22 protein-coding genes are annotated in these 23,494 nt (G+C 38.3%); all 22 read left to right on the top strand.

Going from position 1 to position 23,494, the window contains the following annotated elements; all coding sequences use genetic code 11:
* The first annotated feature begins 36 nt into the window (after positions 1 to 36).
* The 22 genes from pcrA (at position 37) to O3617_RS00910 (ending at position 23,381) form a co-directional block, all read left to right on the top strand.
* Positions 37 to 2,226 (top strand): DNA helicase PcrA, encoded by a 2,190-nt coding sequence (pcrA, locus tag O3617_RS00805; RefSeq protein ID WP_371448079.1) that lies wholly within the window; start codon positions 37 to 39, stop codon positions 2,224 to 2,226.
* A 30-nt stretch (positions 2,227 to 2,256) separates the two neighbouring features.
* On the top strand, positions 2,257 to 4,257 hold the full coding sequence (gene ligA / locus O3617_RS00810; protein ID WP_371448080.1) for an NAD-dependent DNA ligase LigA: 2,001 nt from the start codon (positions 2,257 to 2,259) through the stop codon (positions 4,255 to 4,257).
* 64 nt (positions 4,258 to 4,321) lie between these two features.
* Positions 4,322 to 4,612: an Asp-tRNA(Asn)/Glu-tRNA(Gln) amidotransferase subunit GatC gene (gatC, locus tag O3617_RS00815; RefSeq protein WP_005379966.1), complete on the top strand. Its 291-nt coding sequence runs from the start codon at positions 4,322 to 4,324 to the stop codon at positions 4,610 to 4,612.
* 11 nt (positions 4,613 to 4,623) lie between these two features.
* Positions 4,624 to 6,084: an Asp-tRNA(Asn)/Glu-tRNA(Gln) amidotransferase subunit GatA gene (gene gatA / locus O3617_RS00820; RefSeq protein WP_371448081.1), complete on the top strand. Its 1,461-nt coding sequence runs from the start codon at positions 4,624 to 4,626 to the stop codon at positions 6,082 to 6,084.
* On the top strand, positions 6,081 to 7,529 hold the full coding sequence (gene gatB / locus O3617_RS00825) for an Asp-tRNA(Asn)/Glu-tRNA(Gln) amidotransferase subunit GatB (RefSeq protein ID WP_371448082.1): 1,449 nt from the start codon (positions 6,081 to 6,083) through the stop codon (positions 7,527 to 7,529). Before gatA ends, gatB begins: the two co-directional genes overlap by 4 nt.
* A gap of 146 nt (positions 7,530 to 7,675) precedes the next feature.
* The gene (locus O3617_RS00830; RefSeq protein ID WP_371448083.1) at positions 7,676 to 8,041 is read left to right on the top strand and encodes a DUF4229 domain-containing protein; all 366 of its coding nucleotides are present in this window, start codon (positions 7,676 to 7,678) and stop codon (positions 8,039 to 8,041) included.
* A 64-nt stretch (positions 8,042 to 8,105) separates the two neighbouring features.
* Entirely contained in the window at positions 8,106 to 9,851 is a 1,746-nt protein-coding gene (locus tag O3617_RS00835; protein ID WP_371448084.1) for a DUF4080 domain-containing protein, read from the top strand.
* A 14-nt stretch (positions 9,852 to 9,865) separates the two neighbouring features.
* Positions 9,866 to 10,843, top strand: coding sequence for a TIGR01212 family radical SAM protein (locus tag O3617_RS00840; RefSeq protein ID WP_371448085.1), 978 nt, complete (start codon positions 9,866 to 9,868; stop codon positions 10,841 to 10,843).
* Positions 10,840 to 11,808, top strand: a complete 969-nt coding sequence (locus O3617_RS00845; protein ID WP_371448087.1) for a PhoH family protein — start codon at positions 10,840 to 10,842, stop codon at positions 11,806 to 11,808. Before O3617_RS00840 ends, O3617_RS00845 begins: the two co-directional genes overlap by 4 nt.
* A 5-nt stretch (positions 11,809 to 11,813) precedes the next feature.
* Positions 11,814 to 12,290 (top strand): rRNA maturation RNase YbeY, encoded by a 477-nt coding sequence (gene ybeY, locus O3617_RS00850; RefSeq protein ID WP_298608270.1) that lies wholly within the window; start codon positions 11,814 to 11,816, stop codon positions 12,288 to 12,290.
* The gene (era, locus tag O3617_RS00855; RefSeq protein WP_005379880.1) at positions 12,283 to 13,182 is read left to right on the top strand and encodes a GTPase Era; all 900 of its coding nucleotides are present in this window, start codon (positions 12,283 to 12,285) and stop codon (positions 13,180 to 13,182) included. The genes ybeY and era overlap by 8 nt, the downstream gene beginning before the upstream one ends.
* A 35-nt stretch (positions 13,183 to 13,217) precedes the next feature.
* Positions 13,218 to 14,552: a hemolysin family protein gene (locus O3617_RS00860; protein ID WP_371448089.1), complete on the top strand. Its 1,335-nt coding sequence runs from the start codon at positions 13,218 to 13,220 to the stop codon at positions 14,550 to 14,552.
* Positions 14,539 to 15,240: a DNA repair protein RecO gene (locus O3617_RS00865; RefSeq protein WP_371448090.1), complete on the top strand. Its 702-nt coding sequence runs from the start codon at positions 14,539 to 14,541 to the stop codon at positions 15,238 to 15,240. The genes O3617_RS00860 and O3617_RS00865 overlap by 14 nt, the downstream gene beginning before the upstream one ends.
* Before the next feature lie 321 nt (positions 15,241 to 15,561).
* The gene (gene larE / locus O3617_RS00870; protein WP_371448091.1) at positions 15,562 to 16,308 is read left to right on the top strand and encodes an ATP-dependent sacrificial sulfur transferase LarE; all 747 of its coding nucleotides are present in this window, start codon (positions 15,562 to 15,564) and stop codon (positions 16,306 to 16,308) included.
* Positions 16,305 to 17,060, top strand: coding sequence for a nickel pincer cofactor biosynthesis protein LarB (gene larB / locus O3617_RS00875; protein WP_371448092.1), 756 nt, complete (start codon positions 16,305 to 16,307; stop codon positions 17,058 to 17,060). The genes larE and larB overlap by 4 nt, the downstream gene beginning before the upstream one ends.
* Complete coding sequence (gene larC, locus O3617_RS00880) at positions 17,057 to 18,244, top strand: nickel pincer cofactor biosynthesis protein LarC (RefSeq protein ID WP_371448093.1); 1,188 nt, start codon at positions 17,057 to 17,059, stop codon at positions 18,242 to 18,244. The genes larB and larC overlap by 4 nt, the downstream gene beginning before the upstream one ends.
* 55 nt (positions 18,245 to 18,299) lie before the next feature.
* On the top strand, positions 18,300 to 19,577 hold the full coding sequence (larA, locus tag O3617_RS00885) for a nickel-dependent lactate racemase (protein ID WP_371448094.1): 1,278 nt from the start codon (positions 18,300 to 18,302) through the stop codon (positions 19,575 to 19,577).
* A 199-nt stretch (positions 19,578 to 19,776) separates the two neighbouring features.
* Positions 19,777 to 20,580 (top strand): DUF3100 domain-containing protein, encoded by an 804-nt coding sequence (locus O3617_RS00890; RefSeq protein WP_371448095.1) that lies wholly within the window; start codon positions 19,777 to 19,779, stop codon positions 20,578 to 20,580.
* Positions 20,573 to 21,034 carry a hypothetical protein gene (locus O3617_RS00895; RefSeq protein ID WP_371448096.1) on the top strand — a complete coding sequence of 154 codons (462 nt, stop codon included), beginning with the start codon at positions 20,573 to 20,575 and terminating at the stop codon, positions 21,032 to 21,034. The genes O3617_RS00890 and O3617_RS00895 overlap by 8 nt, the downstream gene beginning before the upstream one ends.
* A gap of 112 nt (positions 21,035 to 21,146) precedes the next feature.
* Positions 21,147 to 22,457, top strand: coding sequence for an amidohydrolase (locus tag O3617_RS00900; protein ID WP_371448097.1), 1,311 nt, complete (start codon positions 21,147 to 21,149; stop codon positions 22,455 to 22,457).
* A 188-nt stretch (positions 22,458 to 22,645) separates the two neighbouring features.
* Positions 22,646 to 22,816, top strand: a complete 171-nt coding sequence (locus tag O3617_RS00905) for a hypothetical protein (protein ID WP_371448098.1) — start codon at positions 22,646 to 22,648, stop codon at positions 22,814 to 22,816.
* A gap of 199 nt (positions 22,817 to 23,015) precedes the next feature.
* Positions 23,016 to 23,381, top strand: coding sequence for a hypothetical protein (locus tag O3617_RS00910; protein ID WP_371448100.1), 366 nt, complete (start codon positions 23,016 to 23,018; stop codon positions 23,379 to 23,381).
* Positions 23,382 to 23,494: the final 113 nt, after the last annotated feature.

The following is a 23,494-nucleotide window of genomic DNA, read 5'->3' on the forward strand; positions in this document are numbered from 1 at the left end:
TAATTACTCATTTTATGTTATAGATAAGGAGATACCATGCAATCATTGTTAGATGGCTTGAATCGGGAGCAACAACAAGCTGTACAACATACCGAAGGCCCACTATTGATTTTAGCAGGTGCAGGATCAGGGAAAACAAAGGTATTAACTGTACGTATAGCATATTTACTAGCTCAAGGTGTAAATCCTTATGAAATCTTAGCCATCACATTTACCAATAAGGCGGCTAAGGAAATGAAGAGCCGTGTAGAAGGCCTTGTAGGCGATGTAGCTAACCAAATTTGGCTAAGTACATTCCACAGCTTTTGTGCTAAATTTTTACGCTTTGAATTAGATAATTTTTTAGGTTATAACAGTAATTTTACAATTTATGATACATCCGACTCTCAAGTTGTTATAAAAGCAGCATTGAAGGCCCTTAATCTGGACGATAAATATTATCCTGTAGGTGCCATGATCAGTGCTATTTCTGATGCGAAAAATAAATTGATGTTCGCTTCAGATTATAGAAAACAAGCACGTGACTTTTACCAACAAAAGGTAGCTGATGTATATGAATACTACGAACGAGAGTTGCGTAAAAACAATGCATTAGATTTCGATGATTTATTGCTCATAGCTGTTAAATTATTACAATCTAACGCTGCTGTGTTAGAAAAATACAGCAAACGTTTTAAGTATGTTATGATTGACGAATATCAAGATACAAACCACGCTCAATACTTATTGGCTTATTTATTATCATCGCATTGGAAGAATATTGCCGTCGTAGGTGATGCAGACCAAAGTATTTACGCATGGCGTGGTGCAGATATTCAAAATATCCTCGATTTTGAAAAGGATTATCCAAATTGTACATCCATTAAATTAGAGCAGAATTACCGTTCTACAAAAGTCATATTGGATGCAGCTAATGCAGTTATCGACAATAATGAAGGACGTCCAGAAAAGAATCTTTGGACCGATAAGGTAGAAGGGGCTAAAATTCAACACTTTACGGCTCAATCGGAACATGAAGAGGCCGCTTTCATAGGCGATACAATCGTAAAAAAACACGATATTCATGGTGTACCGTATGGTGATATGGCTATCTTATATCGTACCAATGCACAATCCCGTGTGTTAGAAGAAGCGTTGATTAAACGTGCCTTACCGTACACTATGGTAGGTGGCACTAAGTTCTATGATAGAAAAGAAATTAAAGATGTGCTCGCCTATTTGCGCGTATTATATAATCCATTTGATGATTTAAGTTTGTTGCGTATTATCAATGTACCAAAGCGTAGTATAGGTGCTACTACTGTTTCTAAGTTACAAGATTATGCTCGTGAAAATGGTACATCCTTATTTATGACCTTAACTCAATTGCACTTGGTCGATACCATTAAAGGAAAAACGAAAGAGAAACTTGAAGAATTTGGCATTTTAATTTTTACACTTGTTGCAGAAATGGATGATAAATCCGTCCTTGATATTTTAGAGGCTATTCTTGATCGAACTGGCTACTTGGCTCAACTCGAGGAAAGTACAGATCCACAAGATCAAGCGCGGGCCGAAAATATTGGTGAATTATTATCTGTGGCAAAGGATTTCCAAGATACGAATCCAACAGGTACTGTTGAGGATTTCTTAGAACAAGTGGCTTTAGTAAACGATGTCGATTCCTTTGAACAAGAAGAATCTAAGGTTACCTTGATGACATTACATGCTGCTAAAGGTCTTGAATTCCCTATCGTATTCCTCGGTGGCTTAGAAGAGGGCTTATTCCCACATAGCCGTACCTTGATGAATCCAGAGGAAATCGAAGAAGAACGACGCCTCGCATACGTTGGGATTACGCGTGCTGAAAAGGAATTATACATTTCTAATGCTACAACCCGTACCGTATTCGGTCGTACTAGCAGTTATTTACCGTCTCGTTTCATCGATGAAATTCCAGCGGAACTCGTCGATAGTTTACGTGCAAAACGAAGAATTCCTGATGATATTAAATCAACAGTGCCAAGACATATGTCGGTCGCTAGTCGCCCTGTAACAAAACCGATTATTCGCAATGAAGTTATCGCTGATTGGAAGGTTGGGGATACTGCGATTCACAGCAAATGGGGGAATGGTAAGGTCGTCAATGTTTCCGGTGAAGGGGCTGGCATGAAGTTGACCATTGAATTCCCTACACAAGGTGTTCGTGTAGTTATGGCTAAGTTTGCACCGGTAAAAAAAGGTTAGAACAATCACTGTATGATATAGAGGATAATTATGAATCCTAAAGATAGAATAGAACAATTACAAAAAGAATTGACTCATGCTCAGTATCTATATTATGTAAAAGATAATCCGACGATGAGCGATTTTGAATATGATCAAAAATATCGTGAGCTCGTGGATTTAGAAACGGCACATCCTGAATATATTGTGCCATCGTCTCCGACACAGCGGGTTGGCATCAAAGCGGATGGTCCCTTTGAAAAAGTAGTTCATGGTAGACCTATGCTCAGCTTATCCAATGTGTTTAGTGCAGATGAAGTGCGTGCTTTTGACCAACGGGTAACGAAGGAATTGGGACATCAAACAAAGGCTTATGTGGTGGAGTTGAAAATTGACGGCTTAGCTGTTAATTTGCACTATGAAAATGGTATCTTTGTCCGTGCTGTCACGCGTGGTGATGGTAAGGTGGGGGAAGATGTAACAGCTAATGTGCGTACCATCAAATCTATTCCTTTATATTTAGAAAATGCGCCTGAGTTTATTGAAATTCGCGGTGAAGCGTACATGCCACATAGCGAATTTAAACGTATCAATGAGGAACGCGATGAAGAAGGGCTACCGACCTTTGTCAATCCTCGCAATGCAGCGGCAGGTTCCTTGCGACAACAGGACCCTGCTATTACGGCAAGTCGAAATCTTGCATTCTTTGCTTATGCTATCGGTTCTGAAAGTGGTGCTAATATTCATACGCAAGAGGAATTGTTACATACATTGGAGAATTTCCATTTCTCTGTAAATCCTCATTATCGCGTTTGTAATACCGTAGATGAAGTTATTGAGGCTATTAATTATTGGGGCGAAAAACGTCATGAACTGCCATACGATACAGATGGTATGGTTATAAAGGTCAATGATTTTAATGATCAAGAGATGTTAGGCTCGACCGCAAAGGACCCTAAGTGGGCTACAGCTTATAAATATCCTCCAGAAGAGGTGGAAACAGTTGTCAAAGATATTACCATCAATGTAGGACGTACTGGTGTATTGACGCCAACTGGAGAATTAGAACCTGTGTTTGTATCCGGCACTAATGTGAGTCGTGTTACATTACATAATCAAGATTTCATCACTGAAAAAGATATTCGTATTGGTGACCATGTACTTATTCACAAGGCGGCTGAAATCATTCCAGAAGTCATTCGTGTATTGCCTGAAAAACGTACGGGCAGTGAGGTTCCTTTCACAATTCCTAATCGTTGTCCTGTTTGTGAAAGTCCAGCAGTACGCCGCGAAGGTGAAGCGGCCATTCGCTGTACCAATAAACATTGTCCTGCTATTGAAAAGGAACAAATCATTCACTTTGCATCTCGCGATGCGATGAATATCGATGGGCTTGGCCCAAGTATTGTGGAAAATTTAATCAATGAGAAATTGATTACCAATGTAGTTGATTTATATCATTTGACTACGGAATCCATCATGGGTATGGACCGTATGGGTAAAAAATCGGCAGATAATCTTGTGAAAGCTATTGCAGATTCTAAATCTCGTGGATTAGACCGCGTACTATTTGGTCTTGGCATTCGCCTTATCGGTTCTAAAGCGGCCGGTACAATTGCTAATGTTGTGAAGTCTATGGATAGATTTTTAACGATTAGTAAAGACGAATTAGTAGCGGTAGAAGAAATCGGTCCTACCATGGCAGATAGCATTATCGAATATCGTGAAGACCCTCAACATATTGAAATCATCAATGGCTTAATCGAAGCAGGCCTAAAAATGGACGTAGATGTGCAAGAAGCCGCTGGCAATGAAATGGAAGGGGAAACCGTTGTTCTTACTGGTAAATTGGAGGTTATGGGGCGCAGTGAAGCTGGTAAACTATTAGAAAAACACGGCGCTAAGGTGACCGGATCCGTATCTAAAAAAACAACACTCGTTATTGCTGGTGAGGATAGTGGCAGTAAATTGACGAAAGCAAATGAACTCGGTATTCGCGTCATTAATGAAGAAGAATTTACTGAATTATTACGTGATTTAGGTGAATTATAATCCTTTATTTTGAAAATAAAACCTATTTGCTTTATAATAATAAGATATGAAAGGATGTGGACCGATGAAAATCAGCCAAGAGGAAATTAAGAAAATCGCTTTACTGTCCCGATTAGAAGTAAAAGAAGATAAAATGGCTAGCGTTGAGAAGGAATTATCCGATATCTTAACGTATGTAGCAGAATTAAATGAATTAGAATTAGATGATGTAGAAGTAATGGCTCATGCTGTTCCTTTGCATAATGTGTTTAGAGAAGATGAAACTAAACCTTCTTTAGATCACGACTTAGCATTGTCTAATGCACCTGAAGAAGAAGATGGGTACTTTAAAGTACCACGCGTTGTACAAGAATAGGAGGTTTCACTGTGGCAACAATTCATGAATTACACACTAAATTAGTGAACAAAGAAATCAGTGCTGTGGAATTAACAAATGCAGTGATTAGTCACAAAGCAAAAGTGGAACCAGAGGTACATGCGTATTTATCTGATTCCCACGAACTAGCATTAGCATCTGCAAAAGCTGTTGATGAAGCTATTGCAAAGGGTGAAGCTATTTCCCCATTAGCAGGCATTCCTGGCGCTATTAAGGATAATATTTGTATCAAAGATCAACCTGCGACATGTGCATCTAAAATGTTGGAACATTTCATTCCTCCATATAATGCATCCGTTATTGAACGATTACAAGCCAATCACTTGGTTAGCTTAGGTAAACTCAACATGGATGAATTCGCTATGGGTGGTTCCACAGAAAATTCCGCATTAGCTAAAACAGCTAACCCATGGAATTTGGACTGCGTACCAGGCGGTTCTTCCGGTGGTAGTGCGGCTGCAGTATCCAGTGGTTCTGCTATCTGGGCACTGGGCTCCGATACAGGTGGTTCTATCCGCCAACCAGCATCCTTCTGTGGTGTGGTAGGTATGAAACCAACCTATGGTAATGTATCTCGTTATGGTTTGATTGCCTTTGCATCCTCCTTGGATCAAATTGGACCTGTTACACGCGATGTAACTGATGCTGCATTGGTATTAAATGCCATTGCTGGCCATGACCCTAAAGATTCCACATCCATTCCAGACGAACGTGTAGATTATACAAAAGCGCTTGTAAACGATGTTAAGAATTTAAAAATTGGTGTACCAAAAGAATTCTTTGGTGACGGTCTTAATGCAGAAGTACGCAAGGCTATCGATGAAGCTATCGAAACGTATAAAAAATTAGGTGCTGAAATCGTTGAGGTTTCTTTACCTAGCACAAAATATGCGTTGTCTGCGTACTATATTATCGCATTGGCAGAAGCAAGTTCCAACTTGGCTCGTTATGATGGTGTAAGCTATGGTTTGCGCATGCCTGCAGATAATTTGGTAGAAATGTCTACTAAAACTCGAACAGAAGGCTTTGGTCCAGAAGTACAACGTCGTATCTTGCTCGGTACCTATGTATTGAGTGCAGGTTATTACGATGCGTACTATTTGAAAGCTCTTAAAGTACGTCGCGTTATCAAAAATGAATTTGATGCAGCCTTCTCCAAGGTTGATTTGTTATTGGCTCCAACAGCCCCTAACACAGCGTATAAGTTTGGTGAAAAAATCAATGACCCATTAGCTATGTACTTAGAAGATATTTGTACAGTTCCAGCTAACTTAGCAGGTATTCCTGGTATTAGCATTCCTGCGGGCATGAGCAGTGATAACTTGCCAATCGGCTTGCAATTATTGGGTCCTGCAATGGGCGAAGAAACATTGTTACGTGCCGCTTTCACATTCGAACAAGCACGTCCAGATTGTCAATTAGTAGCACCAACTGGGGAGGTTTCTCTATGAGTAGTAAATACGAAACAGTCGTTGGTTTAGAGGTTCATACAGAGCTTAAGACTAAGTCTAAAATCTTCTGTGGTTGTACCACTGAATTCGGCGGTGACCAAAATACACATGTATGCCCAGTATGTCTCGGCTTACCTGGTGCTATGCCTGTGTTAAATAAACAAGTAGTAGAATTTGCCATCAAAGTAGGTTTAGCGTTGAATTGTGAAATTCTTAAATTCAACAAATTTGACCGTAAAAACTACTACTATCCTGATTTGCCTAAAAACTATCAAACATCTCAATACGATTTACCAATTTGCTTGAATGGTCACCTAGACATTGAAGTAAATGGTGAAACTAAACGCATCGGTATCACACGTATTCACATGGAAGAAGACGCTGGTAAATTGGTTCATAGTGGCAATACGATTTCCGACTCCAATTCTTCTAATGTTGACTATAACCGTACAGGTGTACCTCTTCTTGAAATCGTATCTGAACCAGATATTCGTTCCGGTGCGGAAGCGAGAGCATACGTTGAAAAATTGCGTTCCATTTTGCAATACTTAGAAGTATCTGACGGTCGTATGGAAGAAGGTTCCTTGCGTGGTGACTGTAACGTATCCGTACGCCTTCGTGGCTCTAAAGAGTTTGGTACACGTACAGAAACTAAAAACGTTAACTCCTTAACAGCTATTCAAAAGGTTGTTGAATACGAAGCGTTACGTCAAGCTAAGCTTATTGAAGCTGGCGGCAAAGTAGACCAAGAAACACGTACATGGGACGATGCACAAGGCATTACTCTTGGCATGCGTAAGAAGGACGAAGAAAACGATTACCGTTACTTCCCAGAACCAGATTTGGTACCAATCGTAATTACGGACGAAAAAATCGAAGAAGTACGTCGCTCTTTGCCTGAGTTACAAGATGCTAAAATTGCGCGCTTTGTGTCCGAATATGGTTTGTCTCGTGAAGATGCAACCATTCTTACAATGGCTCGCAAGACGGCTGATTATTTAGATGCAACTGTGAAAGCTGGCGCAGATCCTAAGACTGTGGCTAACTGGATGCTTGGTGATTTGTCTAAGATGATCAATGAAAGCGGCTTAACATTTGGTGAATCCAAGGTAAGCCCTGAAAACTTAGCTGGTATGATTGCTCTTATCGAAAAAGGCACTATTTCCGGTAAAATTGCGAAAAAAGTTATCGTATCTATGTGGGAATCTGGTAAGGATGCAGATACTATCGTAAAAGAAGAAGGTCTTGTTCAAATTACTGATACTGGTGCTATCGAAGAAATCGTAAAACAAGTTATCGCCAATAACCCACAACCAGTGGCCGACTTTAAGGGCGGTAATGGTAAAGCTATCGGTTTCTTGGTAGGTCAAGTTATGAAAGAATCCAAAGGCCGTGCTAACCCTGGTATGGTTAACCAATTATTACAAAAATTCTTAAATGACTAAAACAATCGTGATTTAGTTTATCGGAATATATAATTAGAATATCCTCTATGGTATACTCACTGTAGGGGATATTTTTGTTTCCATGACTATTATGGTATAATAAATTGTATAAAATTGATTAATAGTTTTGTGATAAGGAATATATCATGAATAACCAAGATACAATGAATGAAAATAAAGAACAAGAAACTAAGACACGTGTCCTAAGCGATACAGAGCGCCGCGATTTTGATGGGGTTACCATTGATGAAGCAGGGGATACTGTACATGTTGAATTTACACCTATCGAAAAAAAAGAAGAGCAAAGTGGGTATGAGCAATTTCAAGACTATGGCCCTCGTGTGAAGGTATATCATTTTGGCGGTTCTAGTTGGCTAAGCCGTATCATTATGATTATTGTATTAGCTGCAATCTTAGCAGCCATCGTATTCTTTGGTGGCATCATCTTGTCCATCGTTGGCGTGGTCATCCTAGTAGGGGCTATTATCTCCTTTATCTTAGGCTTGTTTTAATGGTATAATATATCTATTATGACAAGACGGTGGCAAGTCCATTCGATGATGCTAAAGGGGTACTATGAACGTAGTTCTATCAACATTAAACTCAAAATTTATACATTCTTCACTAGCCTTGAGATATCTCAAGGCTTATGGTGAAGCCCATGGACAGGCATACGATATAGTGGAATATACTATTAATATGCCTGTTTTGTATATTCTCAGCGATATTACAGAGCATGATATCGATGTCCTAGGTTTTGCCTGCTACATTTGGAATATTGAAATGACCTTGCATGTGGTGGACATAGTGAAAGCCGTACGGCCAGATATTAAAATTGTATTGGGCGGGCCAGAGGTTTCTTTCACAGCCGATGAACTATTAGAACGATGTCCGAATATCGATTATATTGTACAAGGTGAGGGCGAAGAAGCATTCCATGCTCTTGTAACAGCCTTACAGCTTGGTAATGATGGATTAGACCCTGTGATTCCTGGCGTGAGAGGACGTAGGGATGGTAGTATTTTAGGCTCTATAGAGGCCGTAGAGGTTCGTGATTTATCTACAATACCATTTCCGTATACAGAGGAAGATATGGATGATTTAGAGCATAAGATTATTTATTATGAATCTTCTCGTGGTTGCCCTTTTTCCTGTCAATACTGTTTATCGGGCAATAAAAATACGGTGCGATTCTTTCCTCAAGAGCGGACATTAAAAGAATTGCAATGGTTTATTGATCATGGTGTGAAGCAAGTAAAATTTGTAGACCGTACATTTAACTGTGCGCCTCATCATCATAGACCACTTATGGAGTTTATGAGAGACAGCGATACAGATATGAATTTCCACTTAGAAATGGAACCGGAGCTTATGACGGAGTGGGAAACCAACATTCTTTGTGAAACGCCGCCTGGACGTATTCAAATCGAGGTAGGTGTACAAAGTACGCATAAGAAAACATTGGATGCTATCAATCGCTATAATGATTGGCCATATATTCAAAAATCCATACGTCCTATCATTCAAGCTGGGCATACGCATGTTCACATGGATCTTATCGTAGGATTGCCGCACGAGGATTTTAATCGATTTGGACAATCATTTAACGATTTATTTAGCTTACAACCTCATGCATTACAAATTGGATTCTTAAAATTGCTAAAAGGATCTGGTGTACGACGGATGCGTGAATATAAGTATGTAGCAGATCCATTGGCTCCATACGAGGTTCTAAGTACTCATGTTCTACCTTATGATGATGTACGTTTCTTGAAATATTTTGAAGATGTCTTTGAGCGTTTTTATAATAGTGAACGATTTAGAACAACCTTTGGCTATATCGGACAGCAATTGATTCACGGTGAAACGGATGCATTTAGTTATTTCTGTGATATGACGAGAGCATGGCTTAAGGAAGATAATCATAAGGTTAATCTTAAGGATATAGACCAAATTGAATTCTTATATCGTTTCTTCCTTGCAAAAGGTGATACGATAGCCGCAGAATTATTGCAATACGATACATTGGTAAGTTATCGCGGTAAGGTTCGCAGCGAAGCAGTAGGATTGCCTAAACAAACGAAGGAATTGCTACAAGTCGGCGAAGCGTTCTGGCGTAATGAAGAGATTGCGTCTACATTTATTCCGAATTATACATTTAAAGAATGGCGTAAAATTCGCCAACAATATGTGGAAATGACCATGAGTCGTGAAACAGCATCATATTTAGGAATTCAACATATACCAGAAGGGGCTTTCACAGTAATTATAGATGTTAATAAAGAGGTGGCCCCATTCATTCGCCCTGAAAACATACAATGATATAGAGGAGTGTTATGTCAGATACAACGAGACCGAAACGGTACCGGATGGTGTCAAAATTTTATAAAGAAATATATGGTGAAAAGGTATATAAATTACCTGTTGCATTACCGTTAACCTGTCCTAATCGAGATGGGTCAGCAGGTGTTGGGGGATGTACATTCTGTGGTGAAATCGGTGCAGGTTATGAAAATAGACCGGCATGGATGACGGTGCGCATGCAATTAGAAGAAAATATTGCACACATCGGACCTAAATATAAGGCGAATAAATTTATTCCTTATTATCAAAATTTTAGTAATACCTATTTACCTCTTGAGGATTTCAAATCCTATATGGAACAAGGCTGTATCGATGAAGCCGTGGGGATTGCTATCGCTACGAGACCGGATTGTATTTCCGATGAATATTTAGATGTTTTGCAGGATATACAACAGCGATTTCATAAGGATATCTACATCGAATTAGGATTGCAAACCGTTAATTATCATACACTTGATAAGATCAATCGAGGTCACGACTTAGCACAGTTTATCGATGCAGTGCTTCGCATCAAGCGTTATGGATTTAATGTGACCACACATATGATTGTAAATTTGCCTTGGGATACGATGGAGGATACCATTGAAGGGGCCAAAATTTTATCATCCCTTGGTGTTGACCAAGTAAAGTTACATGCTCTATATATTGTAAAAAATACATTGATGGCCAAATGGTATGAAGAAGGTCAAATTACCTTGATTAGCGCCGAGGAGTATGCGGAGCGGGTTGTTCAGTTTTTACGCTATCTCCATCCAGATATTGTGTTGCAACGATTAGTGGGGCGTGCTCCAGAGGATAATACATTATTTACCAATTGGTCTATGGGCTGGTGGCGTGTACAGGATTTAATCGATGATATGATGGATGAACTAGATGCACATCAAGGCGATTTATGTGATTATTTAAATGGTAAAGCAGTACGTAAATTTATAGATGGGGGACAAGCATGAGCGAACGGGTATTTACCTTTCCTACCTATGACTTAGCACAATCTATACTAGGTCAGCACAATAGATATTTACAAATGATGAATGAAGTCATTCCTGCGGATATCGTATCTCGCGGTGATACAGTTGTCATAAAAGGGGACGAGCTTCAAGTAGAGGCGTTGTATCGGACATTAGAGGAACTGGTATTCCTCTATAAAGAAGGCAGTACGATTACAGAATCTCAAGTACGTATTGCGGCTAAGATGGTGATGAATGGCAGAGGGGATGCCCTTCACTCCATGTTCGAGGATACCTTGTCCGTAACGATGCGCGGTAAAAGCATTACGCCAAAGACGGAAGGCCAAAAACAATATGTAGACAGTATACGCAAGAATACCATCACCTTTGGCATTGGCCCTGCCGGTACAGGTAAAACGTTCTTGGCTGTTGCATTAGCTGCATTTTATTTGAAGAATCGCAATGTAGATAAGATTATTTTGACGCGCCCTGCCGTAGAGGCTGGTGAACGACTCGGTTTCTTACCTGGCGAATTACAAGATAAGGTAGATCCTTATTTGCGTCCGCTCTATGATGCGTTGCATGAAATGTTTGGTATTGAACAAGTACAACGCTTTATGGAACGGGGTACAATCGAGGTGGCACCACTGGCGTACATGCGCGGTCGTACATTAGAAAATGCCTTCGTTATCTTGGATGAAGCACAGAATACGACGGCAGAGCAAATGAAGATGTTCTTAACCCGTTTAGGTAATAACTCTAAAATGGTCGTTAATGGTGATAAAACACAAATCGACTTGCCGCCGCGTGTGACATCTGGTCTCTATGAAGCAGAAAAGGTATTAAAACGCGTGTCTGGCATTCATATGGTGTATTTTACAGATCAAGATGTTGTGCGTCATGATTTGGTAGGTCGCATCGTTAAAGCCTATGATGCGTACCATCAAAAGCTTTCAAAGGAAGAATAAGAATTATGCATATACAAATTAGTTATGATGATGGTATAGCCCAAGATGCTAAGATTGAAGAGGTTATACAAAAGGTTTGCGATGAAGTGAGCCGCGTGTATGGACTCGAAGATGATGAGTTAAGCATTCTACTATGCGACAATAAGAAAATTCATGAACTAAATAAGGAATATCGCGGTATTGATAGACCAACAGATGTATTGTCCTTTGCCCTTAATGAAGGGGACGATTACGAAGGTAGTGAAGAGGAACATCACTTATTGGGGGATATGATACTTTCCTTAGAACGAGCTCATGAACAGGCCATCGAATACGGCCATAGTTTTGAACGGGAATTAGCCTATTTGACAACACATAGTTGTTTGCATATCTTAGGCTATGACCATATGACCGATGAAGATAAAAAAGAAATGCGCACAGAAGAGGAATTTGTGCTTTCTAATTTAGGGTATGTACGAGAGGATCAACCATATAATGAATAAAGCAGAACATTTTAAATCCGGCTTCGTAGCCGTTGTAGGGCGACCAAATGTAGGCAAGTCTACCATGATTAATGCCTTGATAGGCGACAAGATTGCCATTGTATCCGATAAGGCACAGACAACGCGTAACCGTATTATTTGTGTCTACACCGATGAAGAAAAACAAATCGTTTTCATGGATACACCTGGTGTACATAAGCCAAAACATAAATTAGGTGAATTCATGGTTGATGCAGCCATTGAATCCTTAAAAGAGACTGAGGCTGTTCTATTTGTTGTGGCTGGCAATGAAAAACGTGGTCCTGGGGATAATTTCATCATTGAACAATTAAAACGTGTGAAAGTACCGGTGTTCCTCGTAGTCAATAAAATCGACACACTGCAAAAAGAACAAGTATTAGAAGCCATCGTGTCCTATCAAGATGCATATCCATTTGCAGGTGTTATTCCTATTTCAGCAAAGAATAAAGAAAATTTATCCGAACTTCTTAATGTATTAGGTGAGCATTTGCCAGAAGGTCCTCAATACTTCCCAGAAGATATGATTACGGATCAACCAGAACGATTGATTATTTCCGATATCGTTCGGGAAAAGATTTTGTTGTCTACCCGTGATGAAATTCCTCATGCCATCGCTGTCGATGTGGATGAAATGAAGACTCGTGATGATGGAACAACCTATATTCGTGCTACCATCTATTGTGAACGAGATTCTCAAAAGGGTATCATCATTGGTAATAAAGGTGCGTTACTACGCAAGATTGGCGCAGAAGCACGCATGGATATTCAAAAGTTGTTAGCTACGAAGGTGTATCTTGATTTATGGGTTAAGGTTAAAAAAGATTGGCGTAATAAATCGGGTATGCTTTCAGAATTGGGATATAAAAAATAGATTCTTTAGATTGATTATAGTTAGAAAGGATTGTTATGGACAGTATAGATGCCCTGTTACCGATTGGGTTCGGCATAGTATGTATTTTCTTAATTAACTTTTTGGTGGTAGCAAAGTTCTCCTTTGCACGGTTGCGCAAGGAACACGTAGAAGATATGGAAATCCTACATGAAAAGGATCGCCAATTCTTGTTAAAGCTATACCAAAATCCTGAGTATTTTCTTAATACTACACAATTTCTAATACTCTTTTTCATTCTCACCTTGGCAGGAACTGGTACATATATCTTTAATAGCTTTGTAGCTGGTATTATGGATATTTTTAATATCCATGGAACATGGGTTCATCATATTTTGGACCTTCTCTTGCTAATTATCATTAGCCTTGTTGTCCTCATCTTTGGCGAAATTGTACCGAAAGCATTGGGCTTATCATTCCCTACAAAATATGTCAATATGCATAGCCGCATCGTCGTTGGGGTTGGTCGTATTGTATATCCTTTTGTATGGTTAGCTAGTAAAATATCCAATTGTATCCTTAAATTTTACCAAACAAAATACTTAACTGAACTAGACCTCGTATATACAGAAGAGGAACTACGCATGATGATTTCTCGAAGTCATGAAGAAGGTCAATTAAATCAGGTAGAATCTGAGTTGATAGACAATGTGTTCAACTTTGTGGAACGTATGGCAAAAGAGGTTATGGTGCCTCGCCAAGATGTGGATTGTATTTTCGTGGAAGATGGTTATGATGAAGCCATGAAGGTGATTCGTTCTACATCGCATACGAGATACCCATTGTGTGTGGAAGATAAGGATCATATTGTAGGCCTTGTACATATTAAGGATTTGATGGAACGTCAAAAGCAGGCTAGAAAAGATTTGCGTAACATCAAACGAGATATCTTGACCGTTCCTGAAGTTATGAAATTATCTACCTTATTGCAATACATGCGAACACGTCGTATTTACCAAGCCGTTGTTGTCGATGAATACGGCGGTATGGTAGGACTTGTAGGATTAGAGGATATCATCGAAGAATTAGTAGGGGACATTCAAGACGAACATGAACCTCATTTGCCGGCTACGATGAGTTATTCTGATGGTTCCTTTGAATTTGATGGTAAGGTTCTTGTGGATGAAGTATCTGAAATGATGAATATTCATATTGAAGATTCTGATTCTGATACAATCGGTGGATATATTTTCGGTCTATTAGGTCGTACTCCAATTGTGGGGGATACTGTTGATGCTTATGGTTATACATTTGAAGTCATCAAGATGCAAGGATATCGTATTTCACGTTTGCGTGTAACGCCTTTACCTGAGTCTGAAACTGATACGGATGATGAACATGAACAAGATTAGTGGCGCTTTTAATACGCCGGCCATCGTGGTGAGTCGGAAAAAATATAAGCTCTATTCGGTGTTTACCTTTATCACACCGTCCTTAGGTATCATTAGGGCTTCGTTTCCGCATAAACGGTTGCAAACATTGCGTAATGCATCCTATTTACGCCCCTTCAGCGCTATGTATATTACAGTAGTGCAGGATGGAGAATTTGTGAAAGTCACACAAATCGATGGTTCCTATGTGGTGGAATCACTGGATACGAATTTAGATAATATTGCGTATGCAGCCGTAGCCAGTGAACTGATACAAGAACTATTTGCATTGTATGATGTTGATCGAAATGTATTTAATGCTGTAGTCAATTATTCAAAATCGATACGTCAACGAAATGTTCGATTAGGGACAATCATATTGGGATGGCAAATGCTGTCGTTAGCTGGTGTAATGCCACAACATGAGGCTTTTAATGCCGGAGATGGAATTGATTTATTTTGGGAGGAATTACGGATACATACTCGTATGAATCCATCTCTTGCATTACGCAACGAAATGCCAAATGTTTTGGCCTATCAATGGGGCGATGCAGCACCTATTGAACTTCCTGGAATTGTATGGAAGGAACTAGAACGATTACTATTTTCTTATTGTGAACAGGAAATAGGTAAACAATTGCAAAGTGTAAAATTTCTGATGAGTTTATAAAACATACTAATAAATTATTAGGTATTGATTCATAAGACTGCTTATCAAAAATTTTTATAAACTATAAACCACTTATCTTGAATAGGTTAGATAAACCTATTTAAGATAAGTGGTTTTCTTATATAGAAAAAATATAATGTATTAACTGAAGATATATCTCATTTATGAGTTAGAAAATGCAAATAAAAAGCTTTATACTAAATACATTATTGGTTGTTCTATATATGGTAGAGTAATATTAGAGCCTTATAGTGATGGCTCTATTTTATTTTTTTATTTTGTAACTATAGATTATAGAAATTTATTAAAGGATTGTATGGAATGGAATTAATCGAGTATATCAAGACATTAGGTAATGTAGGTGTGGCTCTATCTGGTGGTGTAGATTCATCCTATTTAGCATATGCGGTCAAGCAATCTGGCATTCCATGCAAAGCATATACTGTAAAGTCCCAGTTTGTACCAGAATTTGAATTAGAAGATGCCAGGAAAATCGCAGAGTTTATCGGTATTCCCTTAGAAATCATAGATATCGATGTACTTGAACATGATGATGTGACGAACAACCCAAGTGACCGTTGTTATTACTGTAAGCATCATGTGTTCACTACAATAAGCGAACATGCTAAACGCGATGGATTTTCTGTATTATGTGATGGAACCAATGCCAGTGATGATATGGATGATCGCCCTGGAATGAAAGCTATTGCAGAATTATCTGTTAAATCACCACTATCAGAATGCAATCTAACAAAATCTATGATACGAGATTTAGCTCATAAGGCTGATTTGTTTACTTGGGATAAACCGTCTTACGCTTGTTTAGCTACGAGATTTCAAGCGGGACAGCACATAACAGGTCTTGACTTAGAACATATTGAAAAAGCGGAAGGATATTTATTTTCATTAGGACTATCAGATTTTAGAGTTAGATTAGTTGGAAATACTGCTAAAATTCAAGTTCCAGAAAATCAAATAGCTATAGTTATTAAGAATAGGATTGAGATTCTTACATATTTTAAATCTATGTTTGATGATATTGTATTAGATTTAGAGGTGCGTTCATGAGCGATAATGTTAGATCTCTTTTAGAGCAAGTAAAAAATGGACAGGTAGATGTGGATGCAGCCTTATTAAAGCTAAAGATGAAACCGTTAGATGATTTAGGGTATGCCAACGTTGATTTACATCGTCAATTACGACAAGGTGTACCAGAGGTCATCTATGGTGCTGGTAAAACTAGTGAACAAATAGTTGGGATTATTTCTTCCATGCAGTCTAACGGGCAAGGTCATATATTGATTACACGCTTAGCACCTGATGTGGCCGCAGAGGTTCAAAAGCACCATTCATTGACATATATCGAGGATGCTCATATCGGCTATATTGGTGAGATGCCTACGGAGAAAACAGAGTCAAGTATAGCCATTGTTACTGGCGGTACAAGTGATTATAAGGTAGCTGAAGAATGTGCTATTACAGCTGAGTTTTACGGTAATACGGTGAATCGAATTTATGATGTAGGTGTAGCTGGTATTCATCGTTTGTTACAACATTTAGATACCATTATGTCCGCCAAGGTTATCGTTGTTATTGCAGGTATGGAGGGGGCCTTAGCCAGTGTGGTTGGTGGTCTTGTGGATGTGCCGGTCATTGCTGTGCCAACTAGTGTAGGCTATGGAACGGCATTTGGGGGCGTGACGGCGTTATTATCCATGCTCAATTCTTGTGCTAGCGGTGTTACGGTTGTTAACATAGACAATGGATTCGGTGCTGCTTATACGGCGAACATGATTAATCATATAGGTGAAAGTAAATGAAACGATTATTTTTAGATTGCCAAATGGGCATTGCCGGCGACATGTTCACTGCTACATTACTCGGTTTAGTGGATAATCCTGAAATGTGGATAGCAAAACTTAATCAAATAGGAATCCCAGATGTTACCTATACACTTATACCGAAAGAAGAAAAAGGATTACAAGGCTATCGGGTAGCGGTAACTATTAATGGTATAGAAGAATCTGAGCATCATGTACATAGCGTACATCATGTGCATGGTAGAGGCTTACAAGGTGTAACGGATATAATCAATAAATTATCTATTTCCGATACATGTAAACAGAATGCTATCAACGTATATCAACTAGTAGCTCAAGCGGAGGCTAAGGTTCATAAATCGACGGTAACGCAAATTCATTTCCACGAGTTAGGCATGCTCGATGCTATTGCAGATATTGTGGCCGTTTGTGTGCTCTTAGAGGAATTGAATTTTGATGAGATTATCATCTCGCCTATACATGTAGGAACAGGTACGGTTCACTGTGCTCATGGAGAACTACCTGTGCCAGCACCAGCAACGATGGAATTATTAGCTGGTATCCCTATGTATGCAGATTATCAAATTAAGGGTGAGCTATGCACGCCTACAGGCGCAGCGTTAGCCAAGTATTTTGGCACGGCCTTTAGCCATATGCCTGTTATGACACCAACAAAGGTATCGTATGGATTTGGCATGAAACAATTTGAAAGACCGAATTGTATTCGCGCCTTTGTAGAAATAAACAATGATTTAGAAGATACAATCATTGAAATGTCTTGTAATCTCGACGATATGACGCCAGAAGAAATCGGCTATGCAGTTGAACAGCTATTACTTTCACCAGCCTTAGATGTTTTTACAACACCGATTATGATGAAAAAACAACGACCTGGTACGATGTTGACTGTTTTTTGTAAAGTAGACGATATCGATAAGGTGCGAGATTTAATATTCAAACACACTACGAGCCTTGGTATTCGGTACCATCGCTGTGAACGATATATTTTGAACCGGTCTGCAGGAGACATAGACTGGGAAGGGCATACAATTGCTTTCAAAACAAGCAGTGGATTTGGTGTAAAGAGACATAAATATGAATATGATTCACTAGTTGCCATTGCTAAGCAAAATGATATGAGTTTGTTAGACCTTAAACGACAATTGGGTAAGAAGGAGGATTGATTTGTCGTAGCGGGTTATTTATAGTTTGTTAGTGTTAAGTTAAGGAGTGATTCCCATGAAAACATTTAATGTACCCTATGCAAAAGGATTTGTAGATATTAATATTCCTGATCAAAATATCGCAGGTGTATTAGAATCTAAAGCCCATTCCTATAAGGCTGAGCTTTCACAAGAAGCATTGGTAGAGAATGCGTTAGATAATCCTATCGGCAGCCAACGCTTGGAAGAATTGGTAAAGGGTAAATCCAACATGGTCATTATCACAAGTGACCATACGCGCCCTGTGCCTAGTAAAATTACGATGCCAATTTTACTTCGCCGTATTCGTGAAGCCAATCCATCCATCGATATTACCATTTTATTAGCAACTGGTTTCCATCGTCCTACTACGCATGAAGAAATGGTAGATAAATTCGGTCCTGAAATTGTAGCCAATGAAAAGATTGTAAACCATATCTCTGGCGATGCTAGCCAAATGACTAAAATCGGCGTGTTGCCATCTGGTGGGGATTGCATCATCAACAAATTAGCTGTAGAAACGGAGTTATTAATTTCTGAAGGTTTTATTGAACCACATTTCTTTGCTGGTTTCTCTGGTGGTAGAAAAAGCGTATTGCCAGGCATTGCTTCCGAAGTGACTGTAATGGCAAATCACTGTGCTGAATTTATCAACAGCCCATATGCTCGTACAGGTATTATCGAGAACAATCCAATTCATAAGGATATGGTATATGCGGGTCGCACTGCGAAATTAGCATTTATTTTAAATGTTGTCATCGATGCAGAAAAACATATTATCAATGCTTTTGCTGGTGATATGGAACAGGCGCATGAAACAGGCTGTGCTTTTGTGTCTGAACTAGCTAGTGTGAAAGCTGTACCAGCAGATATCGTTATCACTACAAATGGTGGGTATCCATTAGACCAAAACGTATATCAAGCTGTAAAAGGTATGACCGCTGCCGAAGCATCTTGTAAAAAAGATGGCGTTATCATCATGATTGCTGCTTGCAATGATGGTCATGGTGGGGAATCTCTTTATGAAAACCTTAAAAATGCCAAAACACCACGTGAATTACTAGACAGCATTGCTAAGGTCCCTCGTAATGAAACAATTCCAGACCAATGGGAAATGCAAATCTTGGCTCGTATTCTAGATCAATTTACAGTTATTGTTGTAACAGACCAATGCGATCCTAAGATGCTTACAGATATGCATTTACAACATGCTAGCACATTTGATGAAGCATTGAACAAAGCTTTGGAATTAAAAGGTAAAGATGCAAGCATTACAGTTATTCCTGATGGCGTATCTGTTGTGGTGAAAGCATAATATGTTATATTTTAAAAGTTAATATAAAAAGATAAAGGTACATCATGATTATTTGGTGTACTTTTATCTTTTTTATTAGTATGTCATTAATCTAATAGCATTACATTGATATGTATACATATTATGATTTATTTATTCTGATGAGAGAATATATTATAATAAAATCGTAGTGGTATTTAGTTATTTATAGGAGGTTATTATGGATCTTTTGGGGAATCTCAAAATTCACTTTCTCACACTGGTTCTTACAGTCGTGGCTGAATTTATTGGCATCCAGAAATTAGGACCCATTGTTTTATTACCGTTATTGTACACTTTGATTCTTGGTCTTTTAATTTCTATTCCTAAGTTTAAGATTCTTACTGTTCAACAAATGGAAAAATCTGCTGATTATATTGGCATAGCAGTTATGATCCTTATGGTAAAAGTAGGTCTTGGTATTGGTCCAAATCTAGGAATTCTTACAAGTGCGGGGTGGGCTTTGTTATTACAAGAACTAGGTCATTTCCTAGGTACGATTGTTTTCGGATTACCAGTTGCTTTATTCGTAAAAATGGGGCGTGAAGCTGTAGGTGCTTGCTACTCTGTAGATAGAGAACCGAATGTAGCTATCATTATAGACAAATATGGATTTAGTTCGCCAGAAGGTCGTGGCGTTATGGGGATGTATATTTGCGGTGTTCTCATTGGTGCAATGTGGGCTTCTGTATTATCTGGAATTTTAGCTTCATCTGGATTATTTCATCCATTAGCTTTGGCAATGGGGGCTGGTGTCGGTAGTGCGAGTATGATGGCAGCAGCTACAGCACCAATTGTTGCAGTATATCCGGAGTATGAACAACAAATTATGGCATTATCGGGAGCAGCTAATTTATTGACCACTGTTCTTGGTGTTTATTTTGGCTTATTTGTATCCTTACCAATAATGGAAAAAACGTATAATTTCTTTACTGGTCGTACACGTGAACAAGATCTAGCAGAGGAGGCAGTACATCATGAGTAAGAGTGAACAAATTACACAATTTATTATTGTCATCTGTATTGCTGCAATTATTACTGCTGTAGGTAATGTAATGGATGGAAAGCATCTTTTTGGTGATAGCTTAATCGGTGTTGCTATTATGGCCATCCTTGCGACTATTGGAGGGGTTATTTCTCATTTGCCATATGCAAATAAATTACCTATGGTATTCTGGGTGTCTTTGGTTGGTGTTATTGCATCTTTACCTATTATGCCAGGACAAGAATGGATTATAGCTAAAACAAGTCAAGTTACATTTTTAGCTACTACAACACCTGTATTAGCCTATGCAGGTTTATCTTTAGGTAAAGATTTAGCAGCATTTCGTCGATTATCATGGAGAATTATTCCTGTAGCACTAGCTGTTACAGCAGGTACATTTATATGTGCTAGTGCTTTGGCTCAAATTATGCTTCATTTAGAAGGTTTAATTTAATAGTGTTTTTAGCATATAGTTATTCATATTATAGTAGTAAATAAATATGCTTTGTTAAAAAATTATCGACCGTATGTAAGTACGGTCGATTTTAAAAGGAGATGTTCTTTTTATGACAAAGGAAGAAGTAAAACAACGTGTTTGTAAAGCTATTGTTGATGCACAATCGCGTTTACGAGAACTAGCTGAATCTATTATGGCTGAACCTGAGTTGGGTTTTAAAGAGGTAAAAACTTCTAAAAAGGTTCAAGATATGTTTGATGAACTTGGCATTTCTTACACTACTGGTCATGCAATGACAGGTGTAAAGGGTAGAATGAAAGGCCGAGATAGTAAATATACGGTTGCCATGGTTGGGGAATTAGATGCCATTCTATGTCCACGCCATCCTCGTGCCGATGATTTAACAGGTGCTGCTCATTGCTGTGGACATAATGTACAAATTACGAATATGTTTGCCGTAGCTATGGGTTTACAAGCGGTGATGGACGAATTAGCTGGCGATGTTGTATTATTTGCTGTTCCTGCAGAGGAAATGATTGAAATTGATTACCGCAATAAATTGCGTGAGCAAGGAAAACTCAAGTATATGGGTGGTAAGCAACAACTCATCTATGAAGGTGCTTTCGATGATATCGATATGGCCATGCAAATGCATGTGGAGACAGCCAAAACACCAGCTGGTGAAATGGGGCTTGGTAGTACCTCTAATGGTTTTGTATCTAAACTGATTGAATATCACGGTAAGGTAGCCCATGCGGCGCAAGCACCTCATGAAGGTATAAATGCGCTTAATGCTGCCTTGATGGGGGTTATGGGGGTTAACTCCATTCGTGAAACCTTCAAAGAAAGCGATTATTTTAGATTCCATCCCATCATTAATCAAGGTGGCACATTGGTAAACTGTGTGCCGGATTATGTCCAAGTTGAAAGCTACGTGCGTGCCTCTAATATTGAAGCTATTGTAGATGGCAACCATCGTGTAAACCGGGCCTTAAAAGCCGGTGGCGATGCAGTAGGGGCCACATGTGTTATCAAGGACCTACCTGGTTATTTACCGATGCGTAATGATGAACGTATGAATGCTCTATTACGTGAAAATTCAAATCCTATTTTTGGTGAAGCCAATGTATACCAAGGTCCACATATTACAGCTAGTACAGACATGGGGGACGTATCTCACTTGATGCCGGTCATCCATCCATGGGTTGGCTGTATCAGTGGTGTACTACACAGCGCAGAATACGAAATCTCTGTACCTGATGTAGCGTACATTAAAACAGCACAAGCCTTGGCTATGACAATCGTAGACCTACTATACGATGATGCAGCAGGCGCTAAAGATGTATTAGATAACTTTACACCAGCATTAAACAAAGAAACTTATATTGAACTCTTAGATCGCATTGCTAAGGGCGAATAAAATAAACCACCTATCAAAGATGAATTGATTATCTTTGGTAGGTGGTTTACAATTTTATTAAATGATTTAAAAATAATTACTAATTGTTGATTAATAGAAAGTATGTCTTTATTTTTTATTTCATTCATATGTTTTAGTATTATTGGAATAGTTCTTTTTTATTATAAGTAATGAAGAAAGTGAATATTATGAAACGATTATTTTTTTATGTATTTGCATTATTTAATTTAATTTCGCTTATATATGCTGTGGCTTATGATTATATGACTGGTGCCGAAATCCACTATGATTTCTATGGAGCATTCTTTGTTTGTTGGTTAATATTCTTTGGTATATTGAAAGCAATTTTAGGTATATAAATAGTGTTAATTAATAATTAGATGTTTTATCGAATGATACAGCTAGCGTTTTATGTGATCTTTTTGATTTTATTATTCTCTATTATGGGAAAAATAATATATGACTATATTAAAGGTGGTAAGCTAAAATATAAAGCCTATGGTATTCCTTTCGTAAGTTGTCTTATTATAAATAAATCCTTAAGGAGAAAGAAGAAGAATGGAAAAACAAATGGCAGCTATATTTTCTCTCTTAAGTTTTAACTATCTTATGATTAAATGTTGGGGGAGATGGAAAGTAACTCTTTTAGCATTAATTGGCAACTATTTCCTTATATGTATTTTAATAAAATCATATTTTAGTTTACCTAAATTTATTGAGGACTTCAATGTAATTTTTGTATTCGTAATATGTGTTTTCGGTGCTTATAATTTATGGTGTAAAAATAAAGTTGAAACACTAACTTATTATGAAAAAAGAGGATGGGTTTTGACCCGTATTTTTTCATTATTATTTATCTTAGCTCTATTACTATTAGCTTTAATTTTTATATTTATAGAGTATATTTATGGGATATATATTTAGTTTAATGATATATTGAGTTCTAATTTGGAGATTTAGCAGTAGATATTTTTGAATAAATAGCTAGTCCGGAAAAAATTCATTTTCCTAAAGAATTTTATATAGGAGATATAAGT

The organism is Veillonella sp. 27098_8_77, assembly GCF_041431535.1.
Lineage (GTDB): Bacteria > Bacillota > Negativicutes > Veillonellales > Veillonellaceae > Veillonella.